Annotated in this window: 16 protein-coding genes; 9 read left to right on the forward strand and 7 right to left on the reverse strand. The window is 63.6% G+C overall.

Features of this window, described 5'->3' with window-relative positions; all coding sequences use genetic code 11:
* Positions 1-93 precede the first annotated feature (93 nt).
* Complete coding sequence (locus M1E12_RS20870) at positions 94-1,089, reverse strand: aldo/keto reductase (RefSeq protein ID WP_479563152.1); 996 nt, start codon at positions 1,087-1,089, stop codon at positions 94-96.
* 119 nt (positions 1,090-1,208) lie between these two features.
* Here M1E12_RS20870 and M1E12_RS20875 point away from each other — a divergent pair, with 119 nt between their 5' ends.
* Positions 1,209-2,099 (forward strand): LysR family transcriptional regulator, encoded by an 891-nt coding sequence (locus tag M1E12_RS20875; RefSeq protein ID WP_479563153.1) that lies wholly within the window; start codon positions 1,209-1,211, stop codon positions 2,097-2,099.
* 7 nt (positions 2,100-2,106) lie between these two features.
* Here the strand turns inward: M1E12_RS20875 and M1E12_RS20880 are convergent, their stop codons facing one another.
* The 4 genes from M1E12_RS20880 to M1E12_RS20895 all read right to left on the reverse strand — a co-directional run bounded on the left by M1E12_RS20880 (position 2,107) and on the right by M1E12_RS20895 (position 5,213).
* On the reverse strand, positions 2,107-2,559 hold the full coding sequence (locus M1E12_RS20880; protein ID WP_479563154.1) for an N-acetyltransferase family protein: 453 nt from the start codon (positions 2,557-2,559) through the stop codon (positions 2,107-2,109).
* A complete protein-coding gene (locus M1E12_RS20885; protein ID WP_479563155.1) occupies positions 2,556-3,506 on the reverse strand; it encodes an aldo/keto reductase in 951 nt (316 codons plus the stop codon). The genes M1E12_RS20880 and M1E12_RS20885 overlap by 4 nt, the downstream gene beginning before the upstream one ends.
* A 166-nt stretch (positions 3,507-3,672) precedes the next feature.
* Complete coding sequence (locus tag M1E12_RS20890; RefSeq protein ID WP_479563156.1) at positions 3,673-4,641, reverse strand: GlxA family transcriptional regulator; 969 nt, start codon at positions 4,639-4,641, stop codon at positions 3,673-3,675.
* Positions 4,642-4,652: 11 nt separating this feature from the next.
* Positions 4,653-5,213, reverse strand: coding sequence for an isochorismatase family protein (locus M1E12_RS20895; RefSeq protein WP_479563157.1), 561 nt, complete (start codon positions 5,211-5,213; stop codon positions 4,653-4,655).
* Positions 5,214-5,407: 194 nt separating this feature from the next.
* On the opposite strand from M1E12_RS20895, the gene M1E12_RS20900 reads away from it, so the two are divergent.
* A complete protein-coding gene (locus tag M1E12_RS20900; protein ID WP_479563158.1) occupies positions 5,408-6,394 on the forward strand; it encodes a Gfo/Idh/MocA family protein in 987 nt (328 codons plus the stop codon).
* Positions 6,395-6,409: 15 nt separating this feature from the next.
* Here M1E12_RS20900 and M1E12_RS20905 read toward each other — a convergent pair whose 3' ends face one another.
* Together M1E12_RS20905 and M1E12_RS20910 are read right to left on the reverse strand one after the other, a co-directional pair.
* Positions 6,410-6,784 (reverse strand): GtrA family protein, encoded by a 375-nt coding sequence (locus M1E12_RS20905; protein WP_310239952.1) that lies wholly within the window; start codon positions 6,782-6,784, stop codon positions 6,410-6,412.
* The gene (locus M1E12_RS20910; protein WP_479563159.1) at positions 6,781-7,818 is read right to left on the reverse strand and encodes a glycosyltransferase; all 1,038 of its coding nucleotides are present in this window, start codon (positions 7,816-7,818) and stop codon (positions 6,781-6,783) included. The genes M1E12_RS20905 and M1E12_RS20910 overlap by 4 nt, the downstream gene beginning before the upstream one ends.
* A 169-nt stretch (positions 7,819-7,987) precedes the next feature.
* Between M1E12_RS20910 and M1E12_RS20915 the strand changes: the two genes are divergently transcribed.
* From M1E12_RS20915 to M1E12_RS20945, 7 genes are all read left to right on the forward strand, one after another.
* Positions 7,988-9,820: a hypothetical protein gene (locus tag M1E12_RS20915; protein WP_479563160.1), complete on the forward strand. Its 1,833-nt coding sequence runs from the start codon at positions 7,988-7,990 to the stop codon at positions 9,818-9,820.
* A 66-nt stretch (positions 9,821-9,886) separates the two neighbouring features.
* Complete coding sequence (xseA, locus tag M1E12_RS20920; RefSeq protein ID WP_479563161.1) at positions 9,887-11,497, forward strand: exodeoxyribonuclease VII large subunit; 1,611 nt, start codon at positions 9,887-9,889, stop codon at positions 11,495-11,497.
* Complete coding sequence (locus M1E12_RS20925; protein WP_479563162.1) at positions 11,497-12,096, forward strand: NAD(P)H-dependent oxidoreductase; 600 nt, start codon at positions 11,497-11,499, stop codon at positions 12,094-12,096. The genes xseA and M1E12_RS20925 overlap by 1 nt, the downstream gene beginning before the upstream one ends.
* 235 nt (positions 12,097-12,331) lie before the next feature.
* The gene (locus M1E12_RS20930; RefSeq protein WP_006725042.1) at positions 12,332-12,541 is read left to right on the forward strand and encodes a cold-shock protein; all 210 of its coding nucleotides are present in this window, start codon (positions 12,332-12,334) and stop codon (positions 12,539-12,541) included.
* 135 nt (positions 12,542-12,676) lie between these two features.
* The gene (locus M1E12_RS20935; protein ID WP_310239964.1) at positions 12,677-12,898 is read left to right on the forward strand and encodes a hypothetical protein; all 222 of its coding nucleotides are present in this window, start codon (positions 12,677-12,679) and stop codon (positions 12,896-12,898) included.
* Between the two features lie 29 nt (positions 12,899-12,927).
* On the forward strand, positions 12,928-13,308 hold the full coding sequence (locus tag M1E12_RS20940) for a DUF6481 family protein (protein ID WP_136540131.1): 381 nt from the start codon (positions 12,928-12,930) through the stop codon (positions 13,306-13,308).
* A 205-nt stretch (positions 13,309-13,513) separates the two neighbouring features.
* Positions 13,514-13,867, forward strand: coding sequence for a hypothetical protein (locus M1E12_RS20945; RefSeq protein ID WP_136540133.1), 354 nt, complete (start codon positions 13,514-13,516; stop codon positions 13,865-13,867).
* Position 13,868: the final 1 nt, after the last annotated feature.

A 13,868-nucleotide genomic window follows, 5' to 3' on the forward strand; every position in this document is an offset into this window, starting at 1 on the left:
CAGCAAAAGTGCGTAAGCGGTTTTGCGTCCGGACTGCGCCGAAACAAGGCAGGTCGAGTACTTCCGGCTCCTGGCGGAAGTACTCAAGCGACCTTATCGGCCCGCCATCTTGGACATCGCCTCGTTGTAACGCGCGCCGGCCACCTTGTCGGGCGAGACCACGGTCGAGAGCGAGGCGAGGTCTTGCGCCGAGAGCGTGATCCCGGTCGCATCAATATTGCTGTCGAGATTGGCGATCTTGGTGGTGCCCGGGATCGGCACGATGAAATCGCCCTGGGCGAGAACCCAGGCGAGCGCCAGCTGGCCGGGTGACACACCCTTCTCGACCGCCATGCTTTCGAGCGCCGTGACCAGAGCCAGATTGGCGTCGAAATTCTCCTGGTCGAAGCGCGGCAACCCGCGGCGGAAATCGTTTTCACCGAGCTTGGAGAGGTCCTTCAGCGCGCCGGTCAACATGCCGCGCCCAAGCGGCGAGAAGGGCACGAAGCCGATGCCGAGTTCGCGGCAGGTCTCGAGCACGCCGTTGGTCTCCGGATCGCGAGTCCAGAGGGAATATTCGCTCTGGATGGCGGAGATCGGATGAACGGCGTGCGCCCGCCGCAGCGTCGCGGCACTCGCCTCCGAGAGACCGAGCGCCTTGACCTTGCCCTCCTTCACGAGGTCTGCCATGGCGCCGACGGTCTCTTCGATCGCGACATCGGGGTCGACGCGGTGCTGGTAGAAGAGGTCGATGACTTCGACGCCCAGCCGCTTTAGCGAGGCTTCCGCAACCGCACGAAGATGCTCGGGCCGGCTGTCGAGACCGGAGGGGCGCGCCGCCTTCGCCTCGTCGCCGATCGTGAAGCCGAATTTGGTGGCGATCACCACGTGGTCGCGATGCTTTCGCAAGCCCTTGCCGACCAGTTCTTCATTGGTGAAGGGGCCATAGACCTCTGCCGTGTCGAAGAAGGTCACGCCGCGTTCCACCGCATGATCGAAGAGTTTCCGCGCCGTCGCCTCGTCGATATTGGTGCCATAGGCATGGCTCATGCCCATGCAGCCAAGGCCGATGGCGGAAGTCGTGAGTGTGCCGAGTGTGCGGGTCTTCATCAGGCCTCTCCTTCAAAATCTGTAGGCAGCCGGAAGCGGCCGCAGATGTTTATCTAGCGCGTCATGATCTTTCAGAAAATCCATGCATCCCGGATCAGCTTGTTCTATCATTTCGAACAATGAACCGGACCCAGCTTTCCCAACTCGCCGTGCTTGCCACGGTGGCCCATCACGGCAGCTTCCGCAAGGCAGCCGCCGAACTCGGCATCGCGCCCTCGGCGGTGAGCCATGCGATCTCGTCGCTGGAGGAGAGCCTGAACCTCCGTCTGATAGCTAGGACGACACGGAGCGCCGCGCCGACGGCGGAAGGTCGCCAGCTCCTCGAGACCCTCCGGCCGGCGCTGGCCGATATCGCCTCCGCGATCGAGGCGCTCTCCGACAGCAGTGGCCGCCTGGCAGGGGCGCTCCGCATCACCATGCCGATGCTGGCAGCGCAGAGCCTGATCGCCCCACGGCTCGGCGCCTTTGCCGCCGCTTATCCGGAGATCGAGCTGGAGATCGTCACCGACGACCGTTTCGAGGATATCGTCGAGAAGGGCTATGACGCGGGCCTGCGTTTGGGGGAACATCTCGATGCCGATATGATTGCTGTCAGGATGAGCGGCCCCTGGCGCGGTTCGGTCGTCGGTTCGCCGGATTACTTCTCGCGGCATCCGATCCCCAGGGAACCGCGTGACGTGACCGAGCATGCCTGCATCCGCCGGCGTTTCCAGAGCGGCACGATCTATCGCTGGGAGTTCGAGAGGGATGGGCGCGCATTGTCCATCAATGTCCGGGGACCGCTGATCCTCTCCGATCAGGGCCTGATGCGGCAGGCGGCGATCGATGGTGCCGGTCTCGCCTATCTCTTCGATACCGGTGTCGAGGCGGATATCCGCGAGGGGCGGCTGATCCGCGTGCTCGACGACTGGTGCCCGCCCTTCGACGGTTTCTCGCTCTACTATTCCAGCCGCCGCCAGATGCGGCCGGCGCTCCGAGCCTTCATCGATTTCTTCCGCTGGCGGGGCTGACGCGCGCCTAGCCGAGCCTCAGCCGATAGCGGACATGGCCGTCTTCCGGCGCATAGGTGTCGTAAAGCTTCCGGGCGGTGGCATTGTCCCGGTCGGTATGCCAGTAGAGCCGCGACCAGCCTTTGGCCCTTGCGATGGCAATCAGATCGTCAATGAGTGCCCGCCCGATGCCCTGGCCGCGGTAGGTGGCGTCGAGGAACAGGTCTTCCAGATAGCAATCCGGGGTCTTCACCCAGGTGGAATCGTGGAAGTGATGGATGGCAAAGCCGGCGAGCAGGCCATCCACCTCCGCGACGCGCATCGCAACGCGGGAGGATGGGTCGAGAATGCGGGCCCAGGTATAGGCCGTGACGTCGTCGGCAAGCTCGACCTTGTAGAAGGCGAGATACTGGTCCCAGAGGCGACGCCAGGCGGCCTCGTCAGCCGCCGTCGCGTCCCGGATGATGACAGAACGGCTCATGCGCTGGCCGCATTGAGCGCGTCGATCTGCGCTTTTGTCAGCTCCAGCTGACCAGCAGCAATCAGGCTATCGAGCTGGCGCAGGCTCGTGGCGGACGCGATCGGTGCGGTGATCCCCGGCTGAGCCGCCACCCAAGCGATGGCCACGGTGGCGGGGCTGGTCCTGGTCTCAGCAGCCACCTGGTCGAGGGCGCCGAGAATGTGGAAGCCACGCGTGTTGAGATAGGGCTCCATGTCCTCTCCGCGCGCCTTGCCCTCCGTATCGGCGGCGCTGCGATACTTGCCGGTGAGGAAGCCCGAGGCCAGAGCGTAATAGGTGATCACGCCGATCTCCTCCCGCTGGCACAGCTCTGCAAGATCCCCCTCGAATTTCGAGCGGGTGTAGAGATTGTATTCCGGCTGGATGACGTCGTAGCGCCCGACACCGACCTTGGCCGCCGCATCGAAGGTCGCCTGCAGCTGCTCGGCATCGAGGTTGGAGCAGCCGATCGCGCGCACCTTGCCCTCGTCCTTGAGCTTGGCAAAGGCGGCAAGGCTCTCCTCATCATCCGTTTCCGCATCCGGCCAATGGGCGAGATAGAGGTCGATATAGTCGGTCTGCAGACGCCGCAGCGAATCCTCCACCGCTTCCGCAATGCGGCGGGCGCTGAGGCCGCGCTTCTTGCCGCCGAGATCGGCACCCACCTTAGTAACGATAACGGCATCCTCACGTTTCACGCCACCGCGCTTCAGCCAGTTGCCGATGATCGTCTCGCTTTCCCCGCCGACATTGCCGTCAGCCCAGAGCGAATACATGTCGGCCGTATCGATCGTGTTGAAGCCGGCGTCGAAGAAACGGTCGAGAACCTCGAATGAGGTCTTCTCGTCGGCGGTCCAGCCGAAGACATTGCCACCGAGCACGACGGGGGCGATCGAAAGGCCGGTGCGGCCGAGAGCACGTTTCTGCATGGGAAGCCTCGGATAGGTGGGGAAGGAAGGATTGGAGCGACGCTATCAAGCGTAAGTCGACGGCACCATTGAAAAGCATTGATGGGTTCTGAAGCGGGCTTGTCCTATCCCGCGCATGGCCTCGATATGGGTCTCGCATTGCGGCTTTCCAGTGTCGCGAGGGCTTTCAGTCAGCAGTCTTGCGAAACGCGCTGGGCGCCAGGCCGTGATGCTGGGCAAAGACCCGTCGCATGTGCCGCGAGGAGGCGAAACCGGCACGATGCGCCAGGCTTTCCATGTCGAGCCTTGATTGCTTGAGAAGCTCCTGGGCGAGCGTCACCCGCATCAGGTTGACGTAATCGACGACCGACAGACCGACATGTTCGCGGAAGAGGCGGGACAGATGCCGTTCGCTCAAATGCGCGATGTCGGCGAGCCCCGGCAGGGACCAGTCCAGCGCCGGATCGGCCATGATTGCGTCCTGTGCCCGGTGAATGGCGGGATGGATGTGATTGCGCCCCGAAAGCCAGGGCGACATCTGCGGATCCTGGCCGCTGCGGCGCAGATAGATGACCATCTTGCGGGCGGCGGCGAGGGCTGCCTGCGGCGAGGCAAAGCGGCTGACGAGATGCAGCGTCAGGTCGATGCCGGTCGAGATCCCTGCGCTCGAAAAGCGGTTGCCGTCCTCGACATAAAGGCGGTTTTCGAGAACGCTTGCCGTCGGTGCTAGTGATCTCAGTTCATCTAGGCATTCGGCATGGGTGGTGCACTGATAGCCCTCCATCAGCCCGGCGGCAGCCGCCAGCAGCGCGCCGGAGCAGATGGTCACGAGACGCGTGTCGGGCCTGACCGCGCGGGCAAGCCATCGCTTGAGTTCCTTCAGTTCAGCGTCGCGCGCAATCTCCTCGATGCCGACGGTGAGACTGCCGGAGATGACGAGGATCGCCTGCTCCGGCAGGGTCTCGGGCAGCGGATCGAGCCCGTCCAGAACAAGCCCGATCGACGTCTGCTGCCGCGGCTTGGCGGAGATGTAGCGATAGTCGAAGCGAACCCGGTCCTGCTCGCCGTTTGCGTAGCGCAACACTTCCAGCGGACCGGCGATGTCGATCAGCAGCGTGTCAGGCGGAACGAGGATGAAGACCGGGATCACGTCCATGACGATTATTCTCAGGCGGCGGCGGAAAGGGGCGCGAGCGCCTGTTCGACCGTTGCGATCCGGGCAAAGCGGCCGGAAAGCACGAGTTCGGTCCTGATGCGGATGTCCTCGGCGGAGAAGACTTTGCCCGAGGCATGCGTCATCGGGAAGGTCAGCGTCGCCTCAGTGACGAAGTCAACTTCGAAGCCGAGATCGGATGCGTGGCGGGTCGTGGTCTCGCAGCACTGCTCGGTGCGGATGCCGGAGACGATGACGCGGCGGATACCGTTTGCGCGCAGCCAGGCCTCGAGGCCGGTATCGACGAGAGCAGAATGCACACCCTTCTGGAAGGTAACGGTTGGCTCGATCGTGATGTCCTCCAGCGTGCGGACAAGTCCGCTTTCCAGCCGGAAGGCTTCGTCCGTATCGACGTGGAAGATCTGCACGATCGGCATGCCGGCGGCCTTGGCCCCATCGATCAGCGCCTGCTGGCGGGCGATGTAGGCCGGAAGCTCGGACGCGTCCCAATAGGGCGCCTGGCGAAAACTCTCCTGAACGTCGACCACGATGAGGGCAGTGTCTTGAGCGGACATATTCGTCTCCTGTCGTTGCGATGACGTCTAGCATAAGCACAGCAGATGCGCACACCATGCGCCGTCCGGACGAAGACCGGACATTTTCGGCCAAGGGCAATAGGGCGCGGGAGCTGGCAATTGTCTGACAACCCGTTGCGCCCTGTCGGCGCTTCGCCTAATGTCCGCCGCGACAATTTTGAGGAGGATTTGAGATGCTGCGTTTCGGAATTCTGTCGACGGCCAAGATCGGTCGCGAGCTTGTGGTGCCGGCAATCCAGGACGCGGAAAATGCCGTGGTGACAGCGGTCGCGAGCCGCGACCTGGCGAGAGCCCGCGAGATGGCCGACCGCTTCTCCGTGCCGCATGCCTTCGGCTCCTACGAGGAAATGCTGGCCTCCGACGTCATCGATGCCGTCTACATTCCGCTGCCAACCTCGCAGCATGTCGAATGGGCAATCAAGGCAGCAGATGCCGGCAAGCATGTGCTCTGCGAAAAGCCGATCGCGCTGAAGGCTGAAGAGATCGACGAGATCATCGCGGCGCGCGAGCGCAACAAGGTGCTGATCACGGAAGCCTATATGGTGACTTACGCACCGGTCTGGCTGAAGGTCCGCGAATTGCTCGCCGAGGGCGCCATCGGCACGTTGAAGATGGTGCAGGGCTCCTTCACCTATTTCAACCGCGACCCCAGCAACATGCGCAACATCCCCGAGCTTGGTGGCGGCGCGCTACCGGATATCGGCGTCTACCCGACGATCACCACCCGTTTTGTCACGGGCAAGGAGCCGGTCCGCGTGCAGTCGACCATCGAACGCGATCCGGAATTCGGCACCGACATCTATGCGAGCGTGAAGGCCGATTTCGGCGACTTCGAGCTGAACTTCTACGTCTCCACCCAGATGGCCAATCGCCAGCTGATGGTCTTCCACGGCACGGATGGCTTCATCGAGGTGAAGTCGCCGTTCAATGCCGATCGCTGGGGTGCCGAGGAAGTCGAACTCACCAATCGCGGCCACAATGTCTCGCAGATCTTCCGTTTCCCCGACAGCCGTCAGTACAAGCTGGAAGCCGAAGCCTTCGCCCGGGCCGTGGCCGGCACAAAGGGCGAGGTCGTGACACTGGAGAATTCCAAGGCGAACCAGAAGCTGATCGACGCGATCTACCGCGCGGCAGAGAAGGACGGCTGGGAAGCGGTGTAAGCGGCTTCTCGTCGCCTAGCGGCGAAAGACGTAGCGCGAATAGCCGAAGAAGCTGAACAGCATCGCGGCGATGGAGGCAAAGACCAGCGCGGCGTAGGGGCTGAGCAGCGGCGCGCCGATCAGAAGCAGGGCATAGACCCCGTAATTTATGAGCGACGTGACGGCGCCGATGAAGCCGTAGCGAAAGCCTTCGCTGACAACAGAGCGCTTCGAGGCGCCGAAGGTGAAATGGCGGTTGAGCAGCCATGTCGTCGTCATGGCAACCGCGATCGCGACGATACGGGCGGCAAGCGGCCCGATCGGCGTGAAGGTCAGGAACAGCCAGAGCACCCCCGCATCGACGAGAAAGCCGGTGGCGCCGACGACGACGAAGCGCAGGAACTTCTTCATGCCGCGCGGGACGAGCCGCCCTTGGCCGCAGTCTTGGGCGAACGCTCACGCTTCGGCTTTTCCTCCGCCGATACGGGCTCAACCTGGACCTTCGCCGTGTTGAGCGCCGGCAGCGTCAGATAGTGGATCCTGAGCTGCTCGGCGCGAGACCGCGCGACGGAATCGAGGATGAGCGCTGCCGTGAACGACAGGAAAGACATCATCGTCAGAGCCATCGCGGCAATCCAGGTCGGCATGCGCGAGACGAGACCGGTGGTGAAGAATTCGTAGAGAACGGGCGCCATGAAGCCGAGACTGATGCCCATCAGGCCGGCCGCGATCAGGCCGAAGAAGGCGAAGGGCCGGGTTTCCTTCATCAGCATGGCAAACATCCAGAGGATCTTGAAGCCGTCCTTGAAGGTCGAGAGCTTCGAATGCGAACCCTCCGGCCGGCGACCGTAATCGAGCTCGATCTCGCAGACCGGCAGCTTCAGCCGCGAGGCATGCACCGACATTTCCGTCTCGATCTCGAAGCCGCCGGAAACGGCCGGGAAGCTCTTCACATAGCGGCGCGAGAACGCGCGGTAGCCGGAGAGAATATCCGTGAAGTCGTTGCCGAACAGCACGCGGTAGAGCTGGTTGAACAGCCGGTTGCCGAAGGCGTGGCCATGGCGTCCCGCATCGTCATGCACGCCGCGACGCGTGCCGACCACCATGTCGGCGCGTTCGGTGATCAGCGTGCGGATCAGTTCCTCGGCGTCGGCGGGTCCGTAGGTCCCGTCGCCATCCGCCATGATGTAGATGTCGGCGTCGATGTCGCAGAACATGCGGCGCACCACATGACCCTTGCCCTGGCGGCGTTCGCGCACGACGGTCGCGCCGGCGAGCATGGCCTTCAGGGCCGTGCCATCCGTCGAATTGTTGTCGTAAACATAGATCTTCGCCTCCGGCAGGGCCGCGCGAAAATCGCTGACCACCTGGCCGATCGTGGCGGCTTCGTTGTAGCACGGCAGAAGAACGGCAATGTCGAGGGAGGGAATGGCCGCACGGCTCATGGGGACCTGCTCAAAGCGCTGGGGTTCGGGCAGCCCTTGGCCACCATTGGTTTTACTATTTCTTGAGAAGGTTAAGGCTAGGTTTCGGGCAAGATCAGTCTTTGAAATATGGTCCGTCGCTTGTTCCCGATGGGAGGCAGTTCGGATGGACAGGGAGATTTGAGCCAGCATGGCCGACATGACCTTGCCGGATACGTCAAGAGCCTCGCCCGCGCGCCCGCTTCTGGTCTGGACGCTGGTCTACGGCATCGTCACCATGGCGGTGATCGCCCTGCTGAACCTGCCCATGGCGGTCGATTATGTCGGGGCGGACAATGATGACGTCATGCGCCTCGTTCAGGTGCGCGATCTCCTGGCCGGCCAGTCCTGGTTCGACCTGACGCAATATCGTCTGGGGCTCGAGAGCGGCACGCTTATGCACTGGTCGCGCCTCATCGACCTGCCGATCGTCCTGCTGATTGGTGCCTTCGCCCGCTTCGTGCCGATGGAGCAGGCCGAGGCGCTTGCGCTGCTTGTCTGGCCCTTCCTGCTGATCCTGCCGCTGATGGCAGCCATCGGCGTGGCGGCCCGGCGTATGGGCGACGATGTCACCATGCATATCGCGCTGCTGCTGACATCCGTCTTCGTCATCACGGCCAATCGCTTTCTGCCCGGCTCGATCGACCACCACAATGTCCAGCTCGTTCTGGTCGCAACGATCGCCGCCGGCCTGCTCGATCCGGCAAGAGGCACGGCGGGTCATGCGCTGGCAGGTCTCGCCGCAGCCGCAGCCATCGCGATCGGTGCCGAGACGACGCCGCTCATTGCCGCCGCTTGCGCCATCGTCGGCGTCCTCTGGGCACTCGAAGGGGCCGCATACGCAAGAGCCGCACGGGCCTTCTCTCTCACCCTTCTCGTCAGCCTCTCGGCCTTCTTCTTCGCTACGGTCCCCCCGGCGCAATATGCGACCGTCACCTGCGACAGCCTCTCGGTCGGCTTCTATGCGGTGGTCGGCATAGGTGCTGCAGCGCTTTTTATCGCCACCCAACTGCCGGGCATGCAGGATATCCGTCTGCGCATCGCAGCCATCGGCGTCACGGGCCTGCTCGTGGGCCTCGGCGCTCTGACAATCGCCCCGCAATGCCTGCAGAACCCCCTCAACGAGCTGGATCCCCTGCTGCATTCGCTGTGGCTGTCGGGCGTGATCGAAGCGCAGTCCTTCCTTGACCAGTTCGACAAGGAGCCCTCGGCCTTTGGCGGCTTCTACGCCGTCGGCTTCTTCGCCTTCTGTGTCTGCGGCTTCCGGATCCTGAATGGAGATCGCGTCCGGTCGCACGCCATCATCCTCGCCCTGATCGCGGTCTGCTGGCTGATCGCGCTTGTCCAGGTGCGCGGCGCCATCTTTGCAAACCTGCTCGCGATCCCACCGCTCGCGCTCCTCATCGGAGAGCTGCGCCGCAAGACCCGGGAGGAACCCGACCAGTTGGGCACGGGCCTGCTCTTCGCGCTGGCTGCCTTCCTGTCGGTGCCCGGCGCCTGGGCCTTGTTCGGGGTCCTCTTCGTCGAGGGCACGGCCGGGGTAACCAACCGCATGAAAGGGCTGGCACCGGCAACCGCAGCTCAGGCGGCAGAAAGACCGGCCTGCGATGCGCCGGCGGGCTTTGCTGCACTCAACCAACTGCCGACAGGTGTGGTCGTCGCGGCCTCCGACATGGGGCCGGAGATCCTGCGCTTTACCCGCCACCGTGTCCTCTCCGGGCCCTATCACCGCAACCAGGGCGGCATGCTCACCGAACTGCATGTCGGTCTTGCCGAGCCCGAAGAAGCCGCCGCCTTCCTGCGGGGTGCCGGCGCGACGATCCTGGTCTTCTGCCCGGACTTCCCGCAGACGGAAAAGATCGCTGAGACCAAGGCCGATGGCCTCTATGCCGGCATGAGGAAGGGCGAGGTGCCCGGCTATCTCAAGCCCGTGCCCGTGGACGGCCCTTCGGGCATGCAGATCTACCGCGTCGAACTGCCCTAAGGGAAAGCAAGGGGATCGCCTGCGCTGCGGGCTGATCTTGCCGGCGTTTTCCGCTAGGGAAGGGGCATGAGCAATTTCTTCGACAACGATTCGCCGACGAACCTCACCGAGTTCTCCGTTTCGGAACTCTCGGGCTCGATCAAGCGCACCATCGAGACGTCTTTCGATCACGTGCGGGTGCGGGGCGAAATCTCCGGCTATCGCGGGCCGCATTCTTCTGGTCATGCCTATTTCAGCCTGAAGGACGACAAGGCGCGCATCGACGCCGTGATCTGGAAGGGCTCCTTCTCCAGGCTCAAATATCGCCCCGAAGAAGGCATGGAGGTGATCGCCACCGGCAAGGTCACGACCTTCCCCGGCTCGTCGAAATACCAGATCGTCATCGAGCAGATGGAGCCGGCGGGCGCCGGCGCGCTGATGGCCCTGATCGAGGAGCGTAAGCGCCGCTTTACGGCGGAGGGTCTGTTCGATCCCGCCCGCAAGCAGCTCTTGCCCTTCCTGCCCAAGGTGATCGGCGTCGTCACCTCGCCGACAGGTGCGGTCATCCGCGATATCCTGCACCGCATTTCCGACCGGTTTCCCGTCCATGTGCTGGTCTGGCCAGTCAAGGTGCAGGGCGAAGGTTCTGGCGACGAGGTGGCCAATGCCATTCATGGCTTCAATGCGCTGGAGCGAGGCGGCCTGATCCCGCGGCCGGACGTGCTGATCGTCGCGCGTGGCGGTGGCAGCCTCGAGGACCTCTGGAGCTTCAACGACGAAGCGGTGGTCCGTGCGGCAGCTGCCAGCGCCATCCCGCTCATCTCGGCGGTCGGCCATGAAACCGACTGGACGCTGATCGACTACGCCGCCGATGTGCGCGCGCCGACGCCGACGGGCGCGGCGGAAATGGCCGTACCCGTGAAGGCCGACCTCGAGGCGCAGGTGGCGACGCTGTCCGCCCGCCTTTCCGGCGCGATGGTCAGGCAGATGGACAATCGCCGCCAGAACCTGCGCAGCCTCGTACGGGCCTTGCCTTCGCTCGACCAGTTGCTGGCTCTGCCGCGCCGTCGCTTCGACGAGGCGGCTGCCGGTCTCGGTCGCAGTCTCGAGCTCAACACCATGAACAAGCGCCGCAGCTTCGAGCGCGCGGCCGCCAAGCTCTCGCCCGACATGCTGGCGCGCCGCCTGGTGGAGCGTAAGCAAAAGCTGTCGGAAAGTGGTGTCCGCGCCGAACGCGTCATCGAGCGACTGATTACACGCAACAAGGCCGCGATGGGCGGTTTCGATGCCGCACTGAGAGCTGTCCCGGCGCGGCTGACGGCGATGACGGAACGCTCGAAGGACAGGCTGGAAAGCCTGGGTCGCCGGGCCGACAGTGCTGTCATGAACGATCTGCGCCGCGCCCGCCAGGCGCTGGTGGCGCAGGACCGCGTGCTTCAATCGCTCTCCTACAAGAACGTGCTGGCGCGCGGTTATGCCGTGATCCGCGACGAGGAGGACCGGCCTGTCTCGCGGGCCGACGGCCTCACGCATGGCCAGACGATTGCGATCGAGTTTGCCGATGGTCGCGTCGCCGCTGTCGCCGGCGAGGGTGTCTCGCCGCCGGAACCGTCAGCGCCGCAGCCGGCGCGCACCGCGCCTGCACCGAAGCCTCCACGCAAGAGCGAGCCGCCGGCGGGGCAGGGGAGCCTCTTCTGATGGCACGCCGCTTCCTGGTCGTGCTCGCCCATCCGCTGCCGGAGAGCTTTGCGGCCTCTGCGGCACGAACGGTGGTCGAGACGCTGGAAGGACAAGGCCACGAAGTCGATCTGCTCGATCTCTACGCCGAGGATTTCGATCCACGCCTGACCGCCGCCGAGCGCGCCGCCTATATGGAGCCCGGTTATGAGCCACCGGAAGACGTCTCGGGCATCGTCGCGCGGCTCAAGGCGGCCGATGGCCTTGTGCTCGTCTTTCCGCAATGGTGGTTCAATCTGCCGGCGATCATGAAGGGCTTCATCGACCGCATCTTCGTGCCCGGCGTCGCCTTCGAGCACGACAAGGCCGGCGGGCGCATCGTGCCGTTGATGACCCATATCAGGAGCTTCTGGGTGGTGACCTCGACCGGTTCGCCCCGGTGGGTCGTGCATCTCTACATGGGCAATCCGGTCAAGCGCATCCTGAAGCGCGGCGTGGCCGCCTTCTGTGCCAAGTCTGTCGACTTCCGGATGCTCTCGCTGCACGACATGGACCGGGCGACGGAGGAGAAGCGCAAGAGATTTCTGGACAAAGTGAGGTCAGCTTTCGCCCGCCTCTGACCGGCCACGGTTGCATCTTCGAAAATTACACTTTTGATTGAAGATGAAGCGCCATCAAAAACCGATGGTTGACTTTCATTAGGAAGACCTCTATCTACTGGTCATCGATGTTTGCTTGCTAAGCTTTGGTTACCGCGCGGGACAGCCCGCGCCCTGTCGAACCTTCCTCTCAAAAATCGTTCTCTCCGCAGCGCATCCGCGCTGGGTCACTCTATGCGCTATGAAAGGGTTCAACATGACCACTGGCACAGTAAAATGGTTCAATTCCACCAAGGGCTTCGGCTTCATTCAGCCTGACAACGGCGGCCCGGACGCCTTCGTTCACATCTCCGCCGTCGAACGGTCGGGCATGCGCGAAATCGTCGAAGGCCAGAAGCTGGCTTACGACATGGAGCGCGACAACAAGTCGGGCAAGATGTCGGCCTGCAACCTGCAGGCAGCCTGATAGATCCGGGATCCGCTTTCCTTTGACCACGGATGTACTGGCACTGTTGAAGGCACGATCCCTCGGAAAGGTCAGGCGGTTCGCCTGGCCTTTTTTTATTGCCTGAACAAGGCAGCCTCCTGAAAGGAGACCCCCATGACCGAACACCTCACCAAATCCAGACAAACGGCCGAGATCGCCTTCGCGAAAACACAGTCGCAGTTTCTGGCCCGCAGTCGCGCCGTCGACGAGCAAGATGCCATTGCCTCCGCGCGCGAGGAAAAGACATCTCGTCTGCGCGAGGCACGTCTTACCCGCGAGCGTGAAGCACGCGAAAGCGCCACGGCGGCTCTGGTCGCCAAACGGGCGCGCACCTGAAACCTGACATCCAAGAGATCGGAGACAAGATGAAATTCAGCAGAGATCATGGCCTTGCCGAGCGCCGCACAACAGCCACTGAGGCCAAGGCGGCCCTGCTGCAGGCCTATAAGGCGGCACACGCCGCGGCAGATCCCGAGCGCGAGGCCCGCATGGCACAACGTGCGATCCGCGCCGAAGAACGTGCCAAGCGCCATGCCGAGCGCGACCGGTTGAAGGCCGAAGAAGAGGCCCGCGCCGAGCAGGAAGCCCGCGAGCGCGAAGAAGCGGCGATCGCCGCAGCTCGCGCCGAACAGGATGCCCGCGAGCAGGCCGAAGCATCGCGCATCAGCCGCGTGGTCGAAGATGAAGCCGCCCGCAAGGCCGAACGCGACCGTCGCTACGCTGCCCGCAAGGCCCGCCAGAAGTGATCGGGCGGAGCGCGATCATAGCGCCGCTGCCCGTTTTCGCTGCCTGACGAGGCTCACACGGAGGGTGTGAACACTGCGTGTGTAAAATGAGTTGCGCGCAATCGATCAAGCTCATGTGATTATACTAGACAACCATCTTCCTGATCGCCACATGTGGCCTCGAAGCCGGATGGTCTCCCAAGCGTCCGGCGAAAGGAGCATGATCATGATGAAGAAACTCGTTCTGGCTGCAGCCGTTGCTGCAGCATCCCTTGCCACCCTGCCGGCCAGCGCCGCGACCTATGTCGAGGCGGGCGGCTGGACGCCGCGCGAAATCCTCTTCGGCAAGCAGTATAACGGCAATGTCACCGCGATCCGCGTGGACCGCGGCAGCTTCGAGCGGCACACCTACCCGCAGCAGGCGATCTATCCGACCGGCAACAGCCTGGCGCTTGCCCAGGCGGTGGTCGCGGAAGACCCGAGCCTCTCGGCAGCCCTCAAGGTGCGCGGCATCGCCCCGCACAATGTGCTGTGGGTGCAGACGGCCTATAATGGCGGCAAGATCGTCTATTACCGCTGAC

Source organism: Rhizobium sp. K33, from assembly GCF_056501445.1.